General features: G+C 41.1%; 22 protein-coding genes. 11 read left to right on the top strand and 11 right to left on the bottom strand.

Annotated elements, in window-relative coordinates; all coding sequences use genetic code 11:
- Positions 1 to 31 precede the first annotated feature (31 nt).
- Complete coding sequence (locus J0X14_RS03430) at positions 32 to 577, top strand: quercetin 2,3-dioxygenase (RefSeq protein ID WP_207096349.1); 546 nt, start codon at positions 32 to 34, stop codon at positions 575 to 577.
- A gap of 33 nt (positions 578 to 610) precedes the next feature.
- On the opposite strand, the gene tyrS is transcribed toward J0X14_RS03430, so the two are convergent.
- Complete coding sequence (tyrS, locus tag J0X14_RS03425; RefSeq protein ID WP_207096348.1) at positions 611 to 1,906, bottom strand: tyrosine--tRNA ligase; 1,296 nt, start codon at positions 1,904 to 1,906, stop codon at positions 611 to 613.
- Between the two features lie 84 nt (positions 1,907 to 1,990).
- Here tyrS and J0X14_RS03420 point away from each other — a divergent pair, with 84 nt between their 5' ends.
- Positions 1,991 to 2,989: an NAD-dependent epimerase/dehydratase family protein gene (locus J0X14_RS03420; protein WP_207096347.1), complete on the top strand. Its 999-nt coding sequence runs from the start codon at positions 1,991 to 1,993 to the stop codon at positions 2,987 to 2,989.
- On the opposite strand, the gene J0X14_RS03415 is transcribed toward J0X14_RS03420, so the two are convergent.
- Genes J0X14_RS03415 through J0X14_RS03405 form a run of 3 tightly spaced genes read right to left on the bottom strand, consistent with a single transcriptional unit; the run spans position 2,979 to position 5,479 of the window.
- Complete coding sequence (locus tag J0X14_RS03415) at positions 2,979 to 3,410, bottom strand: cytochrome P450 (RefSeq protein WP_207096346.1); 432 nt, start codon at positions 3,408 to 3,410, stop codon at positions 2,979 to 2,981. The two genes, J0X14_RS03420 and J0X14_RS03415, sit on opposite strands and share 11 nt — an antisense overlap.
- A gap of 3 nt (positions 3,411 to 3,413) precedes the next feature.
- Entirely contained in the window at positions 3,414 to 4,748 is a 1,335-nt protein-coding gene (locus J0X14_RS03410; protein WP_207096345.1) for a dihydroorotase, read from the bottom strand.
- Positions 4,749 to 4,750: 2 nt separating this feature from the next.
- Positions 4,751 to 5,479 carry a polyprenol monophosphomannose synthase gene (locus J0X14_RS03405; RefSeq protein ID WP_207096344.1) on the bottom strand — a complete coding sequence of 243 codons (729 nt, stop codon included), beginning with the start codon at positions 5,477 to 5,479 and terminating at the stop codon, positions 4,751 to 4,753.
- A 115-nt stretch (positions 5,480 to 5,594) separates the two neighbouring features.
- Between J0X14_RS03405 and J0X14_RS03400 the strand changes: the two genes are divergently transcribed.
- Genes J0X14_RS03400 through J0X14_RS03390 form a run of 3 tightly spaced genes read left to right on the top strand, consistent with a single transcriptional unit; the run spans position 5,595 to position 8,656 of the window.
- Positions 5,595 to 7,253: an ArnT family glycosyltransferase gene (locus J0X14_RS03400; protein ID WP_207096343.1), complete on the top strand. Its 1,659-nt coding sequence runs from the start codon at positions 5,595 to 5,597 to the stop codon at positions 7,251 to 7,253.
- Positions 7,250 to 7,906, top strand: a complete 657-nt coding sequence (locus J0X14_RS03395) for a DUF4271 domain-containing protein (protein ID WP_207096342.1) — start codon at positions 7,250 to 7,252, stop codon at positions 7,904 to 7,906. Before J0X14_RS03400 ends, J0X14_RS03395 begins: the two co-directional genes overlap by 4 nt.
- 6 nt (positions 7,907 to 7,912) lie before the next feature.
- Complete coding sequence (locus tag J0X14_RS03390; RefSeq protein ID WP_207096341.1) at positions 7,913 to 8,656, top strand: uroporphyrinogen-III synthase; 744 nt, start codon at positions 7,913 to 7,915, stop codon at positions 8,654 to 8,656.
- Between the two features lie 52 nt (positions 8,657 to 8,708).
- Here J0X14_RS03390 and pckA read toward each other — a convergent pair whose 3' ends face one another.
- Positions 8,709 to 10,325 (bottom strand): phosphoenolpyruvate carboxykinase (ATP), encoded by a 1,617-nt coding sequence (gene pckA, locus J0X14_RS03385; protein WP_207096340.1) that lies wholly within the window; start codon positions 10,323 to 10,325, stop codon positions 8,709 to 8,711.
- A 332-nt stretch (positions 10,326 to 10,657) separates the two neighbouring features.
- On the opposite strand from pckA, the gene J0X14_RS03380 reads away from it, so the two are divergent.
- Positions 10,658 to 11,647 carry an SH3 domain-containing protein gene (locus J0X14_RS03380; protein ID WP_207096339.1) on the top strand — a complete coding sequence of 330 codons (990 nt, stop codon included), beginning with the start codon at positions 10,658 to 10,660 and terminating at the stop codon, positions 11,645 to 11,647.
- A gap of 45 nt (positions 11,648 to 11,692) precedes the next feature.
- On the opposite strand, the gene J0X14_RS03375 is transcribed toward J0X14_RS03380, so the two are convergent.
- A complete protein-coding gene (locus tag J0X14_RS03375) occupies positions 11,693 to 12,091 on the bottom strand; it encodes a DUF423 domain-containing protein (protein WP_207096338.1) in 399 nt (132 codons plus the stop codon).
- A 79-nt stretch (positions 12,092 to 12,170) separates the two neighbouring features.
- Between J0X14_RS03375 and J0X14_RS03370 the strand changes: the two genes are divergently transcribed.
- From J0X14_RS03370 to J0X14_RS03355, 4 genes are all read left to right on the top strand, one after another.
- Positions 12,171 to 13,544: a saccharopine dehydrogenase family protein gene (locus J0X14_RS03370; protein WP_207096337.1), complete on the top strand. Its 1,374-nt coding sequence runs from the start codon at positions 12,171 to 12,173 to the stop codon at positions 13,542 to 13,544.
- Between the two features lie 44 nt (positions 13,545 to 13,588).
- Entirely contained in the window at positions 13,589 to 14,059 is a 471-nt protein-coding gene (locus J0X14_RS03365) for an Lrp/AsnC ligand binding domain-containing protein (protein ID WP_036380341.1), read from the top strand.
- A 38-nt stretch (positions 14,060 to 14,097) separates the two neighbouring features.
- Positions 14,098 to 14,418 carry a hypothetical protein gene (locus tag J0X14_RS03360; RefSeq protein WP_207096336.1) on the top strand — a complete coding sequence of 107 codons (321 nt, stop codon included), beginning with the start codon at positions 14,098 to 14,100 and terminating at the stop codon, positions 14,416 to 14,418.
- A 131-nt stretch (positions 14,419 to 14,549) separates the two neighbouring features.
- Entirely contained in the window at positions 14,550 to 15,068 is a 519-nt protein-coding gene (locus J0X14_RS03355) for a ferritin (RefSeq protein ID WP_207096335.1), read from the top strand.
- Positions 15,069 to 15,115: 47 nt separating this feature from the next.
- Here the strand turns inward: J0X14_RS03355 and J0X14_RS03350 are convergent, their stop codons facing one another.
- From J0X14_RS03350 to J0X14_RS03330, 5 genes are all read right to left on the bottom strand, one after another.
- Complete coding sequence (locus J0X14_RS03350; protein WP_207096334.1) at positions 15,116 to 15,658, bottom strand: DinB family protein; 543 nt, start codon at positions 15,656 to 15,658, stop codon at positions 15,116 to 15,118.
- Positions 15,659 to 15,662: 4 nt separating this feature from the next.
- Positions 15,663 to 16,010 carry a winged helix-turn-helix transcriptional regulator gene (locus J0X14_RS03345; RefSeq protein ID WP_207096333.1) on the bottom strand — a complete coding sequence of 116 codons (348 nt, stop codon included), beginning with the start codon at positions 16,008 to 16,010 and terminating at the stop codon, positions 15,663 to 15,665.
- Positions 16,011 to 16,135: 125 nt separating this feature from the next.
- Positions 16,136 to 16,837 carry a zinc metallopeptidase gene (locus J0X14_RS03340; RefSeq protein WP_207096332.1) on the bottom strand — a complete coding sequence of 234 codons (702 nt, stop codon included), beginning with the start codon at positions 16,835 to 16,837 and terminating at the stop codon, positions 16,136 to 16,138.
- 92 nt (positions 16,838 to 16,929) lie between these two features.
- Positions 16,930 to 18,030 (bottom strand): alanine dehydrogenase, encoded by a 1,101-nt coding sequence (gene ald, locus J0X14_RS03335; RefSeq protein ID WP_207096331.1) that lies wholly within the window; start codon positions 18,028 to 18,030, stop codon positions 16,930 to 16,932.
- Between the two features lie 288 nt (positions 18,031 to 18,318).
- Positions 18,319 to 21,276, bottom strand: a complete 2,958-nt coding sequence (locus J0X14_RS03330; RefSeq protein WP_207096330.1) for a leucine--tRNA ligase — start codon at positions 21,274 to 21,276, stop codon at positions 18,319 to 18,321.
- 99 nt (positions 21,277 to 21,375) lie between these two features.
- Between J0X14_RS03330 and J0X14_RS03325 the strand changes: the two genes are divergently transcribed.
- Positions 21,376 to 23,247 carry a T9SS type B sorting domain-containing protein gene (locus J0X14_RS03325; protein ID WP_242527899.1) on the top strand — a complete coding sequence of 624 codons (1,872 nt, stop codon included), beginning with the start codon at positions 21,376 to 21,378 and terminating at the stop codon, positions 23,245 to 23,247.
- Positions 23,248 to 23,264: the final 17 nt, after the last annotated feature.

Genomic DNA, 23,264 nt, shown 5'->3' with positions numbered 1-23,264 from the left:
TACCTTAAGGTTGTAACCAAACAAACATAGTATGGACAGAAATGCATTTTTAAAAAGAGGGGCCCTGTCAGCAGCGGCTTTGGCTTCACTCCCGGCATTTGCCCATTTTTCTTCTAAAAGTGAAAAGGACGGCAAACCACTTGATCCCAAAATCGTTCGGAAAGGGGAAGGCAAAAAAGTAAATGTCATTGGAGATCAACAAACCTTTAAATTAACAAGTGAGGACACCAATGGTCTCTTCACTTTGATTGAGGAGGTGAATCCGCCAGGAACCATGATTCCTCCCCATGTGCACACCAAAGAGGATGAAATCTTTAAAGTATTGGAGGGCGAACTGGAAGTTACCGTAGGCGATGAGACCACCATTTTAAAAGCGGGAGATTTGGCTTTTGCACCCCGAAACGTACCCCATACTTGGAAAGTAGTTGGGGATCAAGACTGCAAGACCATTTTGAGCGTATTTCCGGCCGGTCTGGAAAATATGTTCGCCGAATTGGGAGAACTTCCCCCGGGACCACCCGATTTTCCAAAGGTGGCCGAAATTTGTGGTCGATATGGAATTACATTTATCTCATAATAAAAAAGCCATCTTTAAAAGATGGCTTTTTTATTATTCCACTACCAGCACAAAATAGTTCTTTTTGCCCCTTTGTAGCAAAACAAACTTATTGTTAATTAGATCCTCTTTTGTGATCAAGTAATCCTCTTTTACTTTCTCTTTGTTCACCGAAATGGAATTCTGCTTCAGTTCCCTACGGGCCTCACCATTGGAACCCAAAAAATTGGTCTTGGCCGCCAAGGCTCCAATCATATCCAATCCGGGAGTCAGTTCGTTCATGGAAACCTGGGCTTGTGGAACGCCTTCAAACACATCCAAAAAGGTCTTTTCGTTCAATTGTTTTAGATCTGCAGAGGTGGATTTCCCAAAAAGGATTTCACTGGCTTTTATAGCATTGTCCAAGTCCTCCTTGGAATGCACCATAGTTGTGATTTCCTCGGCCAATTTCTTTTGAAGTGTTCGTAGATGTGGTGCTTCCTTATGTTCAGCCACCAAATTTTCAATCTCTTCTTTCCCAAGAAAAGTAAATATCTTGATGTACTTCTCAGCATCCTCATCTGAGGTGTTCAACCAATACTGGTAAAATTTATAGGGTGAGGTACGTTCAGCATCCAACCAAACATTTCCGCCTTCAGTCTTACCGAATTTGGTGCCATCCGCCTTGGTAATCAATGGACAAGTTAAGGCAAAACCTTTACCGCCCCCTATCCTACGGATAAGCTCGGTTCCCGTGGTAATATTTCCCCATTGGTCACTCCCCCCCATCTGAAGGGTACAATCATGGTTTTGGAAGAGATATAGAAAATCATACCCTTGCACCAATTGATAGGTAAATTCCGTAAAAGACATGCCTTCCTTGGCATCGGAGGACAACCGTTTTTTCACAGAATCCTTGGCCATCATATAGTTTACGGTAATGTGTTTCCCCACATCACGGATGAACTCCAAAAAGGTAAAATTCTTCATCCAATCGTAGTTGTTCACCAGAACCGCAGCATTGTCCGCATCACTTTCAAAGTCCAAAAAGCGGCTTAACTGGGTTTTTAAGGCCTCTTGGTTGTGTCGAAGAGTCTTTTCATCCAACAGATTTCGTTCAGCTGATTTCCCAGAGGGATCCCCGATCATTCCCGTGGCACCACCTACCAAAGCAAACGGTTTGTGTCCTGCCAACTGAAAGTGCTTCAGCATCATAACACTAACCAAGTGTCCAATATGGAGTGAATCTGCCGTTGGGTCAATCCCCACATAAGCAGCTCGCATCCCTTCCATTAGATGTTCTTCGGCTCCGGGCATTACATCATGCACCATTCCCCTCCATTGCAGTTCTTGAACAAAATTCTTCGTCATGATTGTCTTTTAGAATAGCTGCAAATATAAAATGAAGTTGGCACTTCCCTGAATAAATCCGTTACAAATAGGTACTTTTATCGCATGATATTGGTCACTGGAGGCACTGGATTGATAGGTTCGCACCTACTATTTCATTTAATAAAAAATGGGAAAACCGTAAGGGCAACCTATAGAAATGAGGACACCCTCAACAAGGTGAGCAAAGTTTTCGGATATTATAGTGATGATCCGTCCAGCTTAATGAAACATATTGACTGGGTTAAAGGGGACATTACCAACATTGGGGAACTGGAAACTTCTTTTGAAGGTATAAACTACGTTTACCACTGTGCCGCCTTAATTTCTTTTGATCCCAAACAATACAAGGCTTTGGCCAAAATCAATGTGGATGGAACGGCCAATGTGGTCAATCTCTGTTTGAAACACGGCATAAAAAAGTTATGCTATGTAAGTTCCATTGCGGCCATTGGTCCAAGTGTTAAAGGTGATGTAGTAACGGAGGAAAATGAATGGAATGATACCCATGCGTCAGTCTATGGAATTACAAAGCACGATGCAGAACTGGAAGTTTGGAGAGCTTCGCAAGAGGGGTTGCCTGTCGTTATCGTCAATCCTGGGGTAGTCATTGGTCCCGGTTTTTGGAGATCAGGAAGTGGCACTTTTTTTACGTATGCGGCCAAAGGTAAAAAATCCTTTATTCCCGGTGGTACTGGTTTTGTGACAATAAATGACGTGGTCTCCGCAATGACAACCTTAATGGCATCCCATATTGCCCAAGAGCAGTTTATCATGGTCAGCCAGAATCTTTCCTATGGAGAACTGTTTCAAAAAATTGCTCCAAAATTGGATGTAGAACCTCCAACTAAAAAAATCCCCTTCTGGATGTTGGAATTCTTTTGGCGGTTGGATTGGTTGCGGAGTAACCTACGTGGGAAACGAAGAAGACTCACCAAAACCATGACTAAGGGACTCTACAAACGAGAGCATTACAGTAGCGAAAAATTGATAGAAACCCTCGATTTTACATTCGAAGATTTGGATGCAGCCATCGCTTTTTGCTGTGCCAAATTTAAGGCGTAACGGAATCCTTCTCTTTTTCTAGGGCTTGGATGGAATCCCTTCTATGGGTCTGTGCATCCCGAATACTATCATTTCTTTTCTTGGTGGCTGCCTCTAAGGCATTTTTTCTTTTTTCAATCATGGCATCCACATCTTCATAGATGGATTGGTATTCCAGAGGAATGGAAGCGTAGTAGAGGTCACTTTGGGCAAATTGGGTACTGTCTATATCATACTTCTCATAAAGAAACTCCATGATATCAATTCCCGTTTTATCAAAAACGCTGGAAAATGACGATTGTGTGGTGTTCAATATGGACAAATCAAAAAGAATATGGGTCATTTCATCCTTTGGGATAAGGTTTTCAGGTTGCTCCACCACCTTCTCTCCACAAGCAAGAAATAAACACGCACCAAAAAAGAAAAGAATTCCCTTTTTCATAGTTTAACGATTGAATGTAAGTCTTTTTGCATTCTTCTTTTCCGAAAAATTTCCATGGTCATACGCCAAATGCCCGTTGACAAAGGTTCGTGCCACTTTAGAATCAAAAGTAGCACCTTCAAAAGGAGACCAACCACATTTATAGAAAATATTGGCTTTTTTAACCTCTTCTTTGGAGTTTCGGTCAACTTGGACCAAATCGGCATAATATCCTTCCCGAATATAACCCCTACGGTCAATGTCAAATAATTTGGCTGGATTGTGGCACATTTTCTCCACCATTTTTTCCAAAGTGATGACACCTTCTTTTTCTTTCTGGAGCATGGCCAACAAAGCATGTTGCACCAAAGGTCCCCCAGAAGGTGCTTTGGTATAGGGATTTTCCTTTTCTTCCAAGGTGTGTGGCGCATGATCGGTGGCTACCACATCAATTCTATCATCCAAAAGGGCTTTCCACAACTTTTCCCGATCCGTTTTGGTCTTAACTGCGGGATTCCATTTGATCAAGGTTCCTTTTTCGGCATAATCAGCATCTGAAAACCACAAATGGTGGATACAGACCTCAGCGGTAATTTTCTTTTCTTCCAACGGAATGGCATTGGTGAATAAATCCGTTTCAATTCCGGTGGACACATGGAACACATGCAATCGAGCTCCAGTTCTTTTGGCCAAGGCAATGGCTTTGGAAGAGGATAAATAACAGGCCTGTTCACTCCGAATTATGGGGTGTAATTCAATAGGAATGTCATCACCATACATTTCTTGGTATTTGGCCATATTGGCACGGATGGTTCCTTCATCCTCACAATGAGCCGAAATCACCATTTCGGTATTACTGAAAATCTTTTCGAGAACGGCTTCATCATCCACCAACATGTTCCCTGTGGAAGAACCTAAGAACAGTTTTACCCCTGAACAAGCATTCTTGTCCAAACGTTTCAATTCCTCCAAATTGTCATTGGTACCTCCAAAAAGAAAGGAATAATTGGCTGAAGCATCTTTGGCCGCAATGGCAAATTTCTCTTCCAGCTTTTCTATAGTAGTGGTCTGTGGATTGGTATTGGGCTGTTCCATAAAAGTGGTGATCCCACCCGCTATTGCCGCCCTACTTTCCGTGGCGATGGTTCCTTTGTGGGTAAGCCCGGGCTCTCTAAAATGCACTTGATCATCTATGATTCCAGGAAGTAGCAAGTCTCCTTTTACATCAATGACATGGGCATTGGCATCGGAAATGTCAGTGTCGATTCGGGTAATAAAATCCCCTTCCAAGAGCACATCGGTCTCAACAATGCTATTCTCGTTGACCACTTTGGCATTTTTTAGTAGTGTTCTTGACATTTCTAAAAACTCTTTTTGAAAAAAATACTTCTAAATTTCATGGCAATGACCCCAAAAATGGCTTCACGGATGATGGCGGAGTTCATTTTTGACTTTCCATTGACCCTATCCGTAAAAATTATGGACACTTCCTCTATTTTGAATTTTTTGAGGTACGCCCTATACTTCATTTCTATCTGAAAAGCATATCCAATAAACCGAACATTGTCCAGATTGATGGTCTCCAACACTTTTCGCTTGTAACAAACAAAACCTGCTGTAGGATCGTGGACTTTCATTCCGGTAATAATCTTCACATAAAAAGACGCTCCGTAGGACAGCAAAATTCGAAACAGGGGCCAATTGACCACATTCACACCTTTTTTGTATCGGGAGCCAATGGCCACATCGGCACCGTTGAGACAGGCCCGGTGCAAGCGCGACAAATCGGCTGGGCGATGGGAAAAATCGGCATCCATCTCAAAAATATACTCATATCCCTTTTCCAAGGCCCATTTAAACCCATGGATATAGGCCGTTCCCAAACCAGATTTTTCTTTCCGTACCTCAAGGAACAAGCTATCCGGAAATTCCTTTTGCAATGCCCGAACCGCATCGGCTGTACCATCGGGAGAATTATCATCCACCACAAGCACATGAAAGTCCTTCTTTAGGTCGAAAACCGTTTTGGTTATAGCTTCAATGTTTTCAATTTCATTGAATGTAGGAATAATGACCAAGCCGTCTGCCATTCACTCTGGATTAGAAGGCAAAAATACGGTTTTCTATTTAGCCCTCATATGTTCCTATTTGAACCCGCCTGCTCTTGGCAATATTTGTAACTTTGCGCCATCTAAAACCCACTTGATGTTTAAAAAGTTTCCCAAACTTTTTCTTTTTCTACTAGTGTTCATCTTTATCCTGAACCTTGTTCAAAGCTATTTTACGGAACTTATTTATGACGAGGCATACTATTGGTACTATGCCCAAGATATGGCTTGGGGGTATTTTGACCATCCTTCCATGGTAGCCTTTTTGATCAAGATTAGCAGTTTTTTGTTTGATGGCGAACTTGGGGTGCGTTTTATGAGTTGTGTGCTCTCCGCGGGCACCTATATTATCCTATGGCTGCTGGTGGATAATCCCAAGAAAAAGGATTATGTGGTTCATTTTTTTCTGTTGGTATTCTCCTTTACGTTGATGAACGCTTACGGCTTTTTAACCTTGCCCGATACTGCTTTACTCTTCTTTACGGCGCTGTTCCTTTGGTTGTACAAGCGTTTTTTGAGGGAGCCTTCTATTGGGGTTACTCTACTTTTGGGACTGACCATGGCGGCATTGATGTACAGCAAGTACCACGCTGTTTTAGTGATTCTCTTTGTTTTTCTTTCCAATGTAAAGCTCATTACCAACAAAAAAGCGTGGTTGGCGGTAGGTTTGGCGTTGGTTTGCTATATCCCCCATTTTGTTTGGCTGTACCAAAATGATTTTGTTTCCATCACTTTTCACTTGTACGAGCGGCCAAACCAAGCCTATAAATTTGATGGGTTTACCCTTGGTTTTTTCTTGAACAATATTGTGATTATTGGCCTCTTGTTTTACTGGGTTTATAGTGCCTTCTTTAAATTTAAAACAACCGATAGGTTTTCAAAAGCCTTAATTTATTTGGTTTACGGAATATTGATTTTCTTTTTTATCTCCAGTTTCAATAGGAGAGTGCAAGCCCAATGGACCATTGCTATTTCCATTCCCTTGGCCATTATAGCATTTAACTATCTTTTGGAAAACGCCAAGAGTAGAAAATGGGTATACCGTATTGGTATGGTGAGCTTAATATTGCTATTGTATGCCAGGGGCTGGTTGGTATATAAACCTTTATTCCCCATGGTTTATGAAACCCATGGCAACAAGGAGTGGGTGGCTGACCTCACCCAAAAAGCAGGAGGAGTTCCCATTGTTTTTGAAAACTCGTATCGACGTGCTTCTATGTACGCGTTTTATTCCGATGTTCCTGCCATATCCCTCAACAATCATTGGTACCGTAAAAATCAATACTCCATTGATGATTCCGAAGAACGTGTCCGGGGCAAAAAAGTGCTGTATGTTCCGGTAGCTGCAAAAAGAGGGGATATTAAATACATGCATTTGGACAGTACAGTCTTTTACGGGAATTTTATAGATGATTTTCAATCGTACCGAAAGCTACAATGCATTGTGGAGAAACCCAAAACAGGGATTGAACATTCGTTAAAAGTATATAATCCATATGGATTTGACATTCCATTGGAAAACTTGAAATACACTATTTCATATTCCAACAAGTATAAACAAGTAAAGGAAATGCGTTCCCTTAAGGTCAAAAACCGTTATCGGGAAAACCATATTTTAAAAGCCAAGGACACGATTTTTTATACCTTTGAACTACCATTGCCAAAAATGGAAAATCCAGGGTATTTTAGAATTGGGGTTTCGGAAAATGGCCTACCCTCCGGACTGAATGGAAAACCAATCAAAATAACGGAATGAACCCAATAGAAAAAACTGTTTATTCTTTGGATTGGATGACCCTGGTGCTATTCATCAGTATGTTGATCTTTGCCTTGGGAAAATACTTTTATCACAATAAATTCTTGAATTTTGTAATACTTCCCTTTAATGATAAATATGTGCTGCTGCACAACAAAAAAGGTCAGTTGTTCAATTGGTTCCACATCTTGCTCACCGCGTTCCAGGCCATAAACCTCGCCCTTTTCATTTTTTTAGCACTAAAGGCTTTCGATGCCATTACAATTGAAAATCAGCTAAACACATTTTTATGGGTCTTGGCTTTTTTGATTCTTTTCCAGATTGCAAAATTGGCCTTGCAATTTATCAAAGGATTTGTTTTCAACACCCAGGGACTTATATCGGAATTGGTGTTCAGCAAAACCTCTTATCTAAACCATAGTAGTATACTTCTTTTTATAAGCAACGTGATCTTGGTGTACATTTTTAGGGACTCAAAAATGATAATTTACACAACGATCATCTTAATTTTATTGGTTAATGGCATAGGGGTGATAAAGCTGTTGAAGAACTATCAAAAAGCTATGTTTCCGTATTTTGTGTATTTTATTTTGTACCTTTGCGCACTCGAAATTGCGCCCTTGGTGATAATTGGAAGCTATCTAAAAGATTGAAAATTTATGAAAGTAAAAACAATTTTGGTTTCCCAACCAGAACCTAAAGTCGAAAATTCCCCCTATTCAAGATTGATCGAGAAAGAAAAGGTTAAAGTGGATTTTAGGCCTTTTATCCATGTTGAGGGGGTTGAAGCCAAAAGTGTGAGGCAGCAAAAAATTGACTTGAACAATTTTACGGCAATTATCTTGACCAGCAGAAATTCTGTGGATCATTTTTTTAGGATTGCCGAGGAGATGCGCTTTAAAGTTCCGGACACCATGAAATACTTTTGCCAGTCTGAGGCCGTGGCCTACTACTTGCAAAAATATGTAGTGTACAGAAAACGTAAGATCTATGTAGGGAAAAGGACTTTTAATGAGTTGATTCCCCTAATCAAAAAGTATAAGGACGAGAAATTCCTTTTACCATCATCCGATGCATTGAAGGCTGCTGTGCCCCAAGCTTTGGATGAGATCAACGTTGACTGGAAACGCGGTGTTTTTTACAAAACGGTCATTAGTGACCTATCGGATCTTAGGAACGTTTACTATGACATATTGGTTTTCTTTAGCCCTTCTGGAATTGAATCGCTATTGAAGAATTTTCCGGATTTTGAACAGAAAGATACAAGAATTGCTGTTTTTGGAAATAGTACCATAAATGCAGCTACTGAAGCCGGACTTCGAATAGACATTCAGGCGCCAACACCAGAAACACCATCCATGACCATGGCCCTACAGAAGTACATTACCAGTGTAAATAAGTAAACTATTTTTTATTGGAAAAATCAACGCCCGATCAATGATCGGGCGTTTTGTTTTAAAAGGCATACCGTTGTGGCCCTCCCCTTCGGATTTCCTCACTGGCATAGGCCTCGAACTTCTTAAAATTCTCCCGAAACGCATTTGTTAACTTAAATGCTGTTTTATAATACGCATCGTCATTGTTCCAAGTAGCTCTAGGACTCAACACACTGGTTGGCACTCCCGGACATTCCCTGGGCTGTGCCACACCAAAAACGGAATGGATGTGGTATTTATCGTAACAGTACAACCCCAGTTCCCCGCTTAGCGCAGCACTGATCATAGCTCGAGTATATTTTAACTTCATACGGGTTCCTACGCCATAAGGTCCGCCTGTCCACCCCGTATTGATCAACCAAACATCCACTCCGGATTCCTTCATTTTTCGGCTCAGCATTTCAGCATATTTAGCAGGGTGCAATGGCATAAAAGGGGCTCCAAAACAAGCAGAAAATGATGGCTGCGGTTCAACAACACCTGCTTCTGTTCCAGCTACTTTTGCGGTATATCCAGAGATAAAATGATAGGCTGCTTGTGCTGGGGTAAGCTTGGAAATAGGGGGCAATACCCCAAAAGCATCCGCGGTTAGAAAAAAGATATTCTTCACATTTTTACCAATGGAAGGTTCCTGAATGTTCTCAATGTGATAAATAGGATAGCTAACCCTGGTATTCTGTGTAATGGAGGTATTTGAAAAATCGACCACCCCTGAATCATCCATGATAACATTCTCCAAGATGGCACCCTTTTTAATGGCTCCATAAATTTCAGGTTCGTTCTCTTCGGATAGATTGATGACTTTGGCATAGCATCCTCCTTCAAAATTAAAAACGGTATTGTCAGGAGTCCAACCGTGCTCATCATCCCCAATCAATTTTCTGTCTGGATCTGTGGAAAGTGTGGTTTTCCCAGTACCTGAAAGTCCAAAGAAAATGGCAGTATCCCCATCTTCGCCTACATTGGCCGAACAGTGCATGGGCAGCGTATTTTTATACACAGGGAGAATAAAGTTCAAGGCCGAAAAAATTCCTTTTTTTATTTCTCCGGTATACCCCGTTCCCCCGATCAAAGCAATCTTCTTGGTAAAATTGAGGATAGCGAAATTGTGTTGTCGGGTTCCATCCACTTCGGCATCTGCCATAAATCCTGGAGCATTGATTACGGTCCATTCGGGGTCAAAATCTTCCAATTCCTCTTCGGTAGGTCTCAAAAACATGTTGTATGCGAACATATTGGACCAAGGATATTCATTCACCACCCTAATGTTCAACTTATAGGAAGGGTCGGCACACGCATAACAATCCCGAACATACAGTTCTTTTGAGTTTAGGTAGTCGATGACCTTATCGTATAGTTTGTCAAACTTTTCAGGTTCAAATGGGATATTAATGTTCCCCCACCAAATCTTATCTTCAGTTATGGCATCCTTTACGATAAAACGATCCTTGGGAGAACGTCCTGTAAACTCACCTGTATTGACCGCCAAGGCTCCAGAGGAAGCTTCTTTTCCCATGCCTTTTTCCAAAGTAATGTCATGGAGTTCATCAGAAGAAAGTTGATACTCAAAATTGTCATGTTTAATTCCGTAGGGCTTTAACGAAATCGTTTTCGTAGCTGAGGCAGAATCCTTCATAGTTTTGTTTTAGTTGTAACACAAAACTAGAAAATTATACGATTTCCACCTTTTATTTCTAGCTTAATTGAGTCCTTTTCGGGTCAAAATGTAGTATCCTGAAAGAAACCATCCCAAAATCATGAAAACTCCTCCTATGGGCGTTAAAAACCGATGATTTTAAAGCTGAAAGCCGTTAAACGCTTAAATATCAATACACAAACCCAAAATCCAAGAGTAGAACATCAATATATAGATCTTCTTTTCATCAATTCAAAATAGGAATCCATCAATCGGACAATACTATTATGAAAGTTTAGTATGACATTACACCCCTCCAAACTTTATGTATTATGAAAACTGTAAAAGGTAGTATCCTATTTTCTTTCGTACTTCTTTTAATTTTTAGTTGCGGCACCAAATCAGAAAAGAAAAATCAATCATCTGAAAATTCAAGTATTTCTAAATCTGAGGTTTCAGAAAACCCAGAACTATCCCACGAGGGTACTTCTGCTATTTGTTTGTGGCCTAAAGTTGGGTTAAGGGACAAACCTGGAAGAAAAAACACTAAATACCTCACTACAATATATTTTGGAGAGTCTGTGGAATATCTTAATGAAACAGAGCAGACAGAAGATGACAAGGAATATCTTAAAATAAGACTTTCCGATGGAAGTGAAGGTTGGGCTTATGAACACTTGTTCGCCTTAGGAGGTGAATTGGCGATTATAGATAAGGAAACGGAACTCTATAAAAGACCGGACATTATGACTTTTGAAGGTAAAAAGTTGGAACCCATGGACATGGTAGTAATCTTTGAAAATGAAGAGAATGAGGGATGGCATGAAGTTACAAGCATGAAAAGGGATGATAACGGATGGATACAAGGGGATATTGATGCTATTAAAGATGACATTGATGTGAAACTGGGTATTCTGTATTGGCGAGCTATGGAAGAACCAATAGAAAAGAAATTTGAATTGTTAGAAAACATCTTGGCCAACCCAAACTTTAAAAAGTCAAAATTAATTGACCATGTAAATAAAGCGCTTTACGATAATGAAGAGGGGGGAGAGGCATTTTATATTGAAGAACTTGATTCCTTTGAAAATCTTTCTTCCAACAAACTTGGAATTAAAGCTGATATGGCCAACGTCAGAAGCGAACCCAACACAAAAGGCAATGTTCTTTTTCAATTGGAAAAAGGAGATATATGTCATATCATTGGACAAGGAGCATCCCTAGAAAAGGTGGGGGATAGAACGGATCGCTGGTACAAAATCAATTTCAGTGGTGAAGAGGGTTGGGTTTTTGGGTATTATACTACTAAAAGAAGAAATTGAGGGTCAAGTTCATCTATAGACAGCCTATTCCTAGGTTACATTATATTAATTAGACTTAAAATTTTTGGACCCCAGTATGTAATATCCCAAAAGAAACCATCCTAAAATCATAAAAACTCCTCCTATTGGTGTTAAAAAGCCAATAATTCTAAAGTCAAAAGCGGTTAAACTGTTCAAGGCCAGCAGATAAATTGAGAACGAAAACAAAATCACACCAATCACTATCATCGTAAAAATTCTTTTTTTGCTCCCTTCTTTTAGACCTTCCCAAATTCCTAAAAAAAGAAGGAACAATGCATGGTACATTTGGTAACGCACTCCGGTCTCAAAAGTACTGACAGCATCAGCGTCCACCAATTTTTCCAACCCGTGTGCTCCAAAAGCACCTAGAATAATGGCCAACAGACCAAATGCGATTGCCGTTAACAGTATTGTTCTGTTCATAACTTTTAGTGCTTATTTTTTTAGAAATATAACATTTTGATACCTTAGTATCTGTTTTAGTCAAAATTACACAAAACCTATGGTCCGCACTATTTTGGTTGTTGGGGCTGGAAAATCAACCTCATATCTTTTAGATTACCTTTTAAAGAAAGCCGAAGCCGAAAATCTACATTTGGTCATTGGTGATCTTCAACCGGAGCATATCCCGGAGCAATTTTCATCACATCCCAATTGCAGTGTGGTCCAATTGGATATTTTCAATGATGAAGATCGCAGAAAAGCCATTGAATCCGCATCCATTGTCATATCTATGCTTCCAGCTACGCTGCATATTAAAATTGCCGAAGATTGCATTCATTTCAAGAAAAATTTGGTCACCGCTTCTTATGTAAGCAAGGAAATGAAAGCATTGGATGACGAGGTCAAAAAAAATGGCCTGGTGTTCATGAATGAAATTGGCCTTGATCCCGGTATTGACCACATGAGCGCTATGGAGGTCATTGATCGCATCCGGGATGAGGGTGGCAAAATGTTGCTTTTTGAATCTTTTACAGGAGGATTGGTTGCCCCAGAAAGCGATTCCAACCTTTGGAACTATAAATTTACCTGGAACCCCCGAAATGTTGTTTTGGCTGGCCAAGGTGGCGTAGCCAAGTTTATTCAAGAGGGGACCTATAAATACATCCCGTATCAAAAACTGTTTAGACGTACAGAATTTTTGGAGATTGAGGGCTATGGCACTTTTGAGGTCTATGCCAACCGGGATTCCTTAAATTATAGAGAAGCCTATGGCCTGCAAAATGCCCTTACTCTCTATAGGGGTACTATGAGAAGGATTGGGTTTTCCAAAGCTTGGCAAATGTTCGTGATTTTGGGCATGACGGATGATAGCTACACAATTGAAAATTCCGAAGGAATGTCCTATCGGGAATTTGTAAACCTGTTTTTACCCTATTCCCCAACCGATTCTGTGGAATTGAAACTGCGCCATTATCTTAAAATTGATCAAGATGACATTCGCTGGGGAAAATTATTGGAACTGAACCTTTTTGATCATTCCAAAAAAATCCCGTTGAAAAATGCTTCGCCAGCACAAATATTACAGCACATTTTGGAAGATAGTTGGACTTTGAAGGAAGATGAAAAAGACATGATCGTCATGTACCATAAATTTGGTTTTGAATTGAACGGCGAAAAGAAACAGATTGATGCCAATATGGTGGTTATTGGCGAAAACAGAACCTATACCGCCATGTCCAAAACGGTTGGGCTGCCTGTTGCTATTGCCACACTTCAAATCTTAAATGGAAAAATTACAACCCCCGGGGTGCAAATTCCAATCAACAAAGAAGTTTATGCTCCCATACTCTCAGAACTAAAAGCACACGGAATCATTTTTAACGAATTTGAAGTGCCCTACTTGGGCTACAATCCAGATTCTGTAGCAAGCTAAATGAAGATTTTCTCTATATTTAGCTTCAATTTTAAACAGATTCCGTGAAAAACCATAACAGTTCGGTCAAAATAGATGGCATTGACAAAAAAATTCTAAGGTATTTGATGGAAGATGCCCGAAAACCTATTTTGGAGATTGCTCGAAACATAGGCATTTCTGGAGCGGCTATCCACCAAAGACTCCGCAAATTAGAAAGTTCTGGTTTGCTTGCGGGTTCCAAGTTCATCATCAATCCACGCGTATTAGGCTACACCACAATGGCTTACATCGGTATTTTTCTGGATAAGGCCATGGCCAACCCTAGAGCTGTTAAGGAACTGGAAAAGATCCCCGAAGTTTTGGAATGCCACTACACGACAGGGAATTGGTCCATCCTCATAAAAGTGCTGTGTCGAGATAACGAACACCTAATGCAAGTATTGAACAAAAAAATACAGCAAATCGAGGGCGTTTCCCGTACCGAAACGTTTATCTCCCTGAATCAGCAAATTGATCGACAAATTCAGATCTGATATTTGTATTCAATCTAAATAAACTTTACATTTGTCCCATGAATGTAATAGTTCAAACTTCATATTATACCTTATACCAATCTGCAAAGGAGCGTAGCTTCTACGTGGATTTTGGCCAAAAAATGGTCCGCATGTCGCTTTGCCAATTGCTTGCGCTCCGGTATAAACTGATGTCCATTCCTATCGAAAACCACTTTGATGGCGATTTGAACAAGCATGGTTTTGAAGTTTTATTGCTATGCAACAAGGAACACCTCCTTGTTTTGAACACCTATGAAATTTTGGACCTAAAACAGTTTGTGGAACAAAGTTTTATGGCATTGGGGCTTTCTGTAGAAGCAGAAACCGTGACCATATAATCCCATTTTCACGTCTCTTATTTTTATTCAATCTTAAACTGCCTTAAAACAAAGGAGTTACTTTCAAAAGGCTGGTAAATTTCGTATTTTTGTTAAAGTCATTTTCACGATTTAAACCTATTGATATAGATATGAAAGATATAGCAAGACAAAGTATGAGCATAAAAGTGGAATCCATGGATTTGCTCAACGGACAAATTAAAATGGAGGCCCACGCTTCTGCCACCTATTTGGCCATGGCGTCTTGGTGCGAGCAGAATGGGTTTTTTACCAGTGCCAAGTTTTTCTACAAGCAATCTGAGGAAGAACGTGGACACATGATGAAGATTTTTGAATTTTTGGTGGATACCGGTGGAAACCCAGTTTCACCAGAAGTAACCAATATTAACCACGACTACTCTTCCATCGTGGATGTTTTTGAAAACACCCTGGAGCATGAAGTGGCCGTGACCAAATCCATTCACAATATTGTAAAAAAAGCCCGTGAGTTGGGTGATTTAGCCACAGAACGATTCTTGGATTGGTTTGTTTTGGAACAGGTTGAGGAAGAAAACACCATCCGCGATATTTTGGATATGATTGAAGTAACCGGTACCGAAGGTGTTGGATTACAAATGATCGACAACCAAGTTGCCAATTGGATTGAATAAATCCAGAAGTAGGATAGCATTATAAAACGGGGCCGATGGCCCCGTTTTCAGTTTATATACTTTTCTTTAATAATATTAAAATGGCGGAGCTCATGACCCGCAATATGGTATGCCAACCCTCTTACCGTTCTTTTGTTTATGATGCTACCATCAAAATCCACTCCTTTGCCTCCCCTTGTAAAACTTTCTTCCGGTAAATAAGTAAAAAGGGTTAGTGTAGCCTTTCTAACCGATTCATATTCATCGAAAATACTTTCCAAACTTCGTTCATTCGCTTTTGAAAATGTGGCGTACGCGTCTTGATCAAATCCATGGAGCGGTGTGTCATCATTTCTGGCGTACCGCAATGCCCGATAGGCAAAAATCCGTTCATCATCAATCAGGTGTACCAGTATTTCCTTTATAGTCCATTTGTTTTTTGCATACCTATACTCCAACTTTTCCTTGGGAAGGGAGTATACAAAATCTTTGATTTTGAGGAAATTTTCCTGCAAATGCTTCAAAACCTTACCATCATCTTCCAACAAATCCATATAAATATGGGAATATTCAGGATACTCTCCCTCAACTGGTTTTTTAATATATCTCATGTTCTTAAGATTTATTGTTATTTTCCTTGAAACTCTGTGTCCATCGGTGTCTGGCCCAACTTCCCATAGGTTCCAATAGTTCATACAATTCTTTGCCATACGCTGTAAGAGTATAGCCTTCCAACGTTCTTTCAATAAGATTACAGTCCCTTAGCTCTTTTAATCTTGTATTTAAAGTAGTGGGCGAAATGGATTCACAGTAGTCTTGCAGTCCTCGAAACGTATTAGGACCGGAATACAAATGCCAAACAATGCCCATGGCCCAGCTCCTACCTAATAAATCCAGCAATGCCATAATAGGTTGACCACTTTTTGAGCCGCGAACGGGCTGTCCAGGTATAGGAATAATCATTACGCTACATATTTTATAGCAAAGCTACAAAAATAATAGCGCCTAACGCAAGCCAATCTTAATTGAATAAAAAAGCCTGCTTGACTGGAACTCAAGCAGGCTTTGTTTGATATTGTAAATTTCAGTTAGTCTCTCCCCCCAAAAACTTGGAAAGCCCAATAGATTAAGGAAGCCAAAGCACCCAATGCAGCAACCAAATAGGTACGGGCGGCCCATTTTAGAGCATCCTCGGACCCAGCATACTCCTGTTGGCTCACCATATTCTTTTGTTTTAACCATACCAAGGCCCGTCTACTGGCATCATATTCCACGGGCAGGGTAATAAAACTGAACAAAGTGGCCAAGCCCATCATGATCAATCCGGCTACGGCAATATAAAATCCAATTCCACCGGCCACTCCGGTAGCAGCCATCAACATAATACCTCCAAAGACAATCCAAGTGGACATTCCTGAAGTAACACTTACTACAGGCACCAATTTGGAACGCATAGTCAACCATTCATAGGCTTGTGCATGTTGTACGGCATGTCCACACTCATGCGCAGCAACGGCAGCGGCAGCGGCATTACGTTGATTGTACACGCCTTCACTCAAATTCACAGTTTTATTTTTGGGATTGTAGTGGTCAGTTAACATTCCAGGAGTAGAGATTACTTTTACATCCCTTATTCCGTGGTCATCCAACATTTTTTGGGCAATCTCTGCCCCACTCATCCCATTCCGCAGGTGTACTTTGGAATATTTCTTGAATTTGCTCTTCAATTGGCTACTGACCAACCAACTGATCAAGGCAATTCCACCAATCAATATATAATATGTCATCATAACTTTTCCGTTTTTACTCTATTAAATATACCACTATTAAAGCAAAAACCCCGCCAAATGTTGGCAGGGTCTTTTTACTGACAAAATGTATGTTATGCCAATGCTGGCTCCCAATGAAAGGCTTCAATAATTTCCTTATAAACTACTTCACCCTCCACAATGTTCAATCCTTTGGCCAGTGATTTATCCAAATTGCATGCGCTACGCCATCCCAAATTAGCCAATTTTAGCACATAGGGCAGTGTTACATTCGTCAAGGCAACTGTGGAAGTATAAGGCACTGCCCCTGGCATATTGGCTACACAATAATGAACCACGTCATCAATAATATAAACGGGGTCCTCATGGGTTGTTGGTTTTGTTGTTTCTACGCATCCTCCTTGATCTACGGCAACATCCACAATCACGGTACCGGGATGCATATCCTTGAGCATATCCCTGGTGATCAGGTTTGGCGCTTTGGCACCCTTTAAAAGGACACCACCTATTATTAGATCATGGGTTTTGATATATTTTCTGATATTGAATTCATTGGAGAATCCGGTTACTACATGGCTGGGCATGATGTCGTTCACATACCGAAGCCTTTTTATGTTCACATCCAAAATGGTGACTTGGGCCCCTAGGCCTGCTGCCATTTTAGCAGCTTGAATTCCCACGGTTCCGGCACCCAAGACCAAGACACGGCCCGGGGACACGCCAGGAACACCGCCCAAAAGCACGCCTTTGCCCTTAACAGGTTTTTCCAAATATTTAGCCCCTTGTTGAATGGCCATTCGTCCGGCCACTTCAGACATTGGGGTAAGAAGCGGCAAACTTCCATCTTCATCCTCTACCGTTTCATAGGCAATGCAGATAGATTTATTCTTAATCATGGCTTGGGTCAATGCTTCGCTCGACGCAAAATGAAAGTAGGTGAATACTATCTGCCCTTTTTGAATCAGGTTGTATTCCTGTGCAACGGGCTCCTTTACTTTTACGATCATATCGCTCATAGCGTATACTTGACCGATAGTATCCAAAATTGTAGCCCCTGCCCGTTGGTAATCCTGATTGAAAAAACCGCTGCCTTCTCCCGCACCGGATTGCACATAAACAGTATGGTTGTTCTTTACCAGTTCAAAAACCCCGGCTGGGGTCATCCCAACCCGGCTTTCATTGTTCTTGATTTCTTTTGGTACCCCTACAATCATTTTGGTGTGTTTTATGATTACACTCTCAAAGGTGTTACAAAAAAAACAAACTGAGAAACAAAATCGACAAAAAGTAGGGGTCAATGGTTAAAAATAATGTTTTTTAACATTTATACCCCTATTTTAATAGGGGTTCTTTTCATTTTAAAATATTTTATTTGATTATACCCTATAATTTTTAGGGGTTAAATTATATAAAAATAAAAATGCATGCCGTTTGGCATGCATTTTAATGGGTTTGTTGAATAAATTTCAATAAAAGTTGACCTCAGCCCATAGATTTAGGTTTTACCCTACAATATTTACAATCTTTCCGGGAACCACGATTACCTTTTTGGGTGAACGGCCTTGCAATTGTTCTTGGGTTTTTTCATGTGCCAAGACAGCGGCCTCAATTTCGTCCTTACCCATATCTAAGGGAAGTTCCAGTTTAAAGCGCATTTTACCATTAAAGGAAATAGGGTATTCTTTGCTGCTCTCCACCAAGTACTTTTCTTCGAACTTGGGGAAAGGGGCTTCTGCAATCGACTTGGTATGACCCAACCGTTCCCAAAGTTCCTCAGCAATGTGTGGTGCATAAGGCGATACCAAAATGGCAAGTGGTTCCAAAATGGCCTTGCCGGTGCATTTTTGGGCCGTCAATTCGTTCACGCAGATCATAAAGGTGGATACCGACGTATTGAACGAGAAGTTTTCAATGTCCTCTTCCACTTTTTTGATGGTTTTATGGAGCGTTTTTAGGTTTTCTGGGGTAGGTTCAACACCCCCCTCAACAGAGGAATAAAGCTTCCATAATTTTTTAAGGAAGGAGTGCACTCCGGTAATCCCAGCGGTGTTCCAAGGCTTGGATTGCTCCAAGGGCCCCAAGAACATTTCATACAAGCGAAGGGAATCGGCTCCATACTCCTCACAAATGGCATCGGGGTTGACGACATTGTATTTGGATTTGGACATTTTTTCGATTTCGCGATAGGTCTTATTGCTAACAAAAAGAGCATGTTTGTACTCCTTTCCAAAAGGGCTCTTTATAAATGCTTCCACATCCAATTCGTCTGACGAATTCACAAAATCAACTGGCACACGTATAGAAAGATGCATGTTGATGTCATATCCCTCTATGTCAATCAGTTTAATATTCTTATTTTCTTCTTCGGAAAGGATTTTATCAAGTTGATTTTCAGCTATTTTTTCTAATTCATCTTTATCATATTTTGAAACCGAGCCTTCATCCGAAATAATTATTGCCTGAAAGGTTCTTTCCTCAATCTTTGAATCAATCTCTACAACAGTTCTAACATCTACAATTTGCCTAAGGATAAAAGCACTCGTCCCGGTAATCATCCCTTGATTGATCAACTTTTGGGCGTACTCATCCTTGGGTACATAGCCCCTATCAAACATAAACTTCTGCCAAAAACGGGAATAGAGCAAGTGACCCGTAGCGTGTTCGCTCCCACCTATATATAAGTCCACATCCTGCCAATAGTCAATCGTTTCCTTGGAAAAAATGGCCTCGTCATTGCGCGGATCCATATATCGATTAAAGTATTGGGAACTTCCGGCCCAACCCGGCATGGTGTTCAACTCCAAAGGAAATACAGTCTTGTGGTCAATCAAATCATTGTTGACTACTTCATTTTTTTCAGTATCCCACGCCCAAACGGTGGCATTGCCCAAAGGCGGCTCGCCCGTTTCGGTAGGGAGGTATTTCTCCACTTCGGGTAGTTCCAATGGCAAATGTTCCAAATCAATCATTTGCGGCATGCCATCCACATAATATACAGGAAAAGGTTCACCCCAATACCGCTGACGGCTAAATACGGCATCCCGTAGGCGATAATTCACTTTTCCCACCCCGTGTCCAATCTTTTCCAATTCGGTAATGATTTTCTTCATGGCATCTTTATAGGAAAGCCCGTTGAGAAAATCGGAATTGGCAATTACGGTAGTTTCCTTGTCGGCAAAAGCCTCTTCGGAAATATCAACTCCTTCAAAAATATTGGGGATTGGAATATCATAATGTTTTGCAAAATCGTAATCGCGTTGGTCGCCACAAGGTACCGCCATGACCGCACCAGTTCCGTAACTGGCCAACACGTAGTCCCCAATCCAAATGGGAATGGGTTCTTTAGTGAAGGGATGCTCCGCATATCCTCCAGTAAACACTCCTGAAACCGTTTTTACATCAGCCATACGATCCCGCTCGGAACGTTTGGCGGTGGCTTCCACGTAGGCTTCAACCTCAGCCTTTTGTCCGGGTGTGGTGATTTTGGTCACCAAATCATGTTCTGGGGCCAAAGTCATAAAGCTTACTCCAAAAATGGTATCGGGACGGGTGGTAAAAACTTCAATAGTATCATCCGACCCTTTTACATCAAAGGTGACTGATGCCCCAACAGAGCGCCCAATCCAATTGGTTTGGGAATCCTTGAGCGGCTGCGGCCAGTCAATTTTATTCAATCCATCCAATAAACGTTGGGCATAAGCCGTAATTCGCATGCTCCATTGTGTCATTTTTTTGCGTATCACCGGATGACCTCCACGTTCGGAAACGCCATTCACAATCTCATCATTCGCCAAAACGGTTCCCAAAGCAGGGCACCAGTTGACTTCGGTATCGGCCAAATAGGTCAATCTATATTTTAAGAGGATTTCTTGCTTTTCCCTTTCTGAAAAAATGTCCCACTCTTCAGCAGAAAAAACAGGAGTGTCTTCATCGCACGCAGCTTCTACTTTTGCATTCCCTTCTTTTTCGAAGAGCACAACCAAGGTTGAAATATCCTCGGCTTTATCGGAAACTTTGTTGTACCATGAATTGAACAATTGGATAAAAATCCACTGCGTCCATTTATAATAGCCAGGATTGGATGTACGCACCTCGCGGTCCCAATCGAACGAAAAACCAAGTTCATCCAACTGCTCTCGGTACCTTTTAATGTTGTTTTCCGTCGTTATGGCCGGATGTTGCCCGGTTTGAATGGCATATTGCTCTGCAGGCAGTCCAAAAGAATCATACCCCATCGGATGCAGCACATTGAAACCTTTATGTCTTTTGTAGCGCGAATAGATGTCCGTGGCGATATACCCCAGTGGATGCCCCACGTGCAATCCAGCCCCAGAGGGGTATGGAAACATGGACAATGCATAAAATTTGGGTTTGTCGGAGTCGTTGGAAGCCTTAAACGTTTTGTTTTTAGCCCAATACTTCTGCCATTTGGCCTCTATTTCCCTAAAATTGTAATCCATTTTATATCTTACTCCTTTGAATGGGCAAAAATAGGTTTAATCGCGCAAAGCGAAAAAGTTTAAGCGTATTGCTTTATAATCCCCTCAACTAGTAGAACGTTGCAAAGCAAAATTTACATTTTTTCAATTTGGTTTCTTTGCATTGCGGGACAGCAACTAAATGCCCAACTTGGGTTCTGCAGTGGTAATTCCGGGGATCCCATTTTTTTGGAAACTTTTGGAACAGGCACCACCAATGGCCCAGCACTCTCGGCAGGCACCACTACGTATTCCTATTCCAATGGTTTGCCCATGGATGGAAGCTATACCATCTCCAGTACCTCAAACTATTACGATTGGTTCGATACGGATGACCATACCCCTGGGGATACCAACGGAAAAATGCTTCTTGTGAATGCCAGCTATACCGCTGGAGAATTTTTTAGACGCACCATATCAGGGCTTTGTGAAAACACTTCCTATGAATTTTCTTCTTGGTTGGTGAACCTTCATCCCCAATCGGGATGCGAGGGCAACGGCATTCCGGTGAACGTGAAATTCCAGATTTGGGACAACACAGACACCAATTTATTGGCTTCCGGGGATACCGGGAACATTTTTGACAAAACCTACGCCGACTGGGAGCAATACGGTCTGGTTTTCCAGACCTTGTCGGGACAAACCTCTGTAATTCTTAAAATGATAAACAATGGGGCCGGTGGCTGTGGAAATGATCTGGCCATTGATGACATCACCTTTAAAACCTGCGGTGATAGAATTACTTTGACAGATGCCCAAAACAATACCGAAATTTATGGGATTTGCGAGGAAAATGCACCTACTTCGGTGGAACTTACTGCAAATCCTGATTTTTCGGTGTACAACACCCATGCTTATCAATGGCAAGAAAGTCCCGATGGTACAAACTGGACCGATATTCCCGGGGAAACCAACGCCACTTTTAGCTCTCCACTTATTTATGGTACCACATTATTTAGGGTGAAAGTTGCTGAAGATGCCATAAACTTGACGAACTCTAAATGTATCACGGTTTCCGATATCTATTCTGTTGTTGTAGAAGGCAAGCCTGATGCGCCGATCTCTCTAGGAGATATTAGTCTCTGCGCTAATTTCACGGGTGGGGTCGCAGCTTCTGTTCCTGATGGAATCACCATAAATTGGTACGATGCCCCTACCGGGGGTACACTTTTGCAAGCAGGAAGCCGTTCTTATGACACCACAATCAATGGCACGTACTACGCCGAGGCAGTAACCGAAATTGCAGGTTGTTTTTCCGACTCAAGAACTGCAGTGTCCATTATGTACAATCCCCTTCCAGAAGTAGAAGATGAGGAGTTACTTTTGTGTAAAGGCAAGGCTATAGAATTGTTTGCTGATGTTTCAAATGCCTCATATTTATGGAGTACAGGTGAAATCACGCCAGAAATAACCGTGGATGAGCCTGGAACATATACAGTAAAGGTCACCAATATTTATAATTGTTCAGAAACCAAAACCATTGAAGTTGTTCAAGTCGATATTCCTGTAATTGATGATGTGGTTTCCGATCACCGGGATTTTACCATCGTGACGCTAAATTCAGGTAATTTTGAATATTCCCTTGATGGTTTTACGTTTCAGGACAGTCCTCTTTTTGAAAATATGAGGGGAGGAACATATACAGCCTATATCCGGGAAAAAAATTATTGTGGCATAGTCGTTTTCTCATTTATCCACTTGGTCGTCCCCCGCTTTTTTACCCCTAACGGTGACGGGGTCAACGATAATTTTATCCCAGAAGGCATTGATGCCTTTGAAGATTATGAAATTAGGATTTTTGACCGGGCCGCAAAACTAATTTCTCAATCCAACAATACAAATTACGGATGGGACGGTAAATTCAATAGTAAACCCTTGCCGGCATCTGATTATTGGTACACCATTAAGATTGGTGAAAATTTGTTCAAAGGGCATTTTACCCTGAAACGCTGATTCTATTTCAAAATGAA

The organism is Allomuricauda sp. CAU 1633 (assembly GCF_017313225.1).
Classification (GTDB): Bacteria; Bacteroidota; Bacteroidia; order Flavobacteriales; family Flavobacteriaceae; genus Flagellimonas.
Note: the sequence above shows the minus strand (reverse complement) of the source record. Positions and strands in the feature narration are given on the sequence as shown.

Bases quoted from the DNA above. Each gene is read 5' to 3' on its own strand.
- J0X14_RS03380 (WP_207096339.1), top strand. From the start codon at position 10,658: ATGAAAACTGTAAAAGGTAGTATCCTATTTTCTTTCGTACTTCTTTTA.
- J0X14_RS03375 (WP_207096338.1), bottom strand. From the start codon at position 12,091: ATGAACAGAACAATACTGTTAACGGCAATCGCATTTGGTCTGTTGGCC.
- J0X14_RS03390 (WP_207096341.1), top strand. From the start codon at position 7,913: ATGAAAGTAAAAACAATTTTGGTTTCCCAACCAGAACCTAAAGTCGAA.
- J0X14_RS03430 (WP_207096349.1), top strand. From the start codon at position 32: ATGGACAGAAATGCATTTTTAAAAAGAGGGGCCCTGTCAGCAGCGGCT.
- J0X14_RS03410 (WP_207096345.1), bottom strand. From the start codon at position 4,748: ATGTCAAGAACACTACTAAAAAATGCCAAAGTGGTCAACGAGAATAGC.
- J0X14_RS03355 (WP_207096335.1), top strand. From the start codon at position 14,550: ATGAAAGATATAGCAAGACAAAGTATGAGCATAAAAGTGGAATCCATG.
- J0X14_RS03395 (WP_207096342.1), top strand. From the start codon at position 7,250: ATGAACCCAATAGAAAAAACTGTTTATTCTTTGGATTGGATGACCCTG.
- J0X14_RS03415 (WP_207096346.1), bottom strand. From the start codon at position 3,410: ATGAAAAAGGGAATTCTTTTCTTTTTTGGTGCGTGTTTATTTCTTGCT.
- J0X14_RS03350 (WP_207096334.1), bottom strand. From the start codon at position 15,658: ATGAGATATATTAAAAAACCAGTTGAGGGAGAGTATCCTGAATATTCC.
- J0X14_RS03405 (WP_207096344.1), bottom strand. From the start codon at position 5,479: ATGGCAGACGGCTTGGTCATTATTCCTACATTCAATGAAATTGAAAAC.
- J0X14_RS03340 (WP_207096332.1), bottom strand. From the start codon at position 16,837: ATGATGACATATTATATATTGATTGGTGGAATTGCCTTGATCAGTTGG.
- J0X14_RS03360 (WP_207096336.1), top strand. From the start codon at position 14,098: ATGAATGTAATAGTTCAAACTTCATATTATACCTTATACCAATCTGCA.
- J0X14_RS03330 (WP_207096330.1), bottom strand. From the start codon at position 21,276: ATGGATTACAATTTTAGGGAAATAGAGGCCAAATGGCAGAAGTATTGG.
- J0X14_RS03345 (WP_207096333.1), bottom strand. From the start codon at position 16,010: ATGATTATTCCTATACCTGGACAGCCCGTTCGCGGCTCAAAAAGTGGT.
- J0X14_RS03370 (WP_207096337.1), top strand. From the start codon at position 12,171: ATGGTCCGCACTATTTTGGTTGTTGGGGCTGGAAAATCAACCTCATAT.
- pckA (WP_207096340.1), bottom strand. From the start codon at position 10,325: ATGAAGGATTCTGCCTCAGCTACGAAAACGATTTCGTTAAAGCCCTAC.
- ald (WP_207096331.1), bottom strand. From the start codon at position 18,030: ATGATTGTAGGGGTACCAAAAGAAATCAAGAACAATGAAAGCCGGGTT.
- J0X14_RS03400 (WP_207096343.1), top strand. From the start codon at position 5,595: ATGTTTAAAAAGTTTCCCAAACTTTTTCTTTTTCTACTAGTGTTCATC.
- J0X14_RS03420 (WP_207096347.1), top strand. From the start codon at position 1,991: ATGATATTGGTCACTGGAGGCACTGGATTGATAGGTTCGCACCTACTA.
- tyrS (WP_207096348.1), bottom strand. From the start codon at position 1,906: ATGACGAAGAATTTTGTTCAAGAACTGCAATGGAGGGGAATGGTGCAT.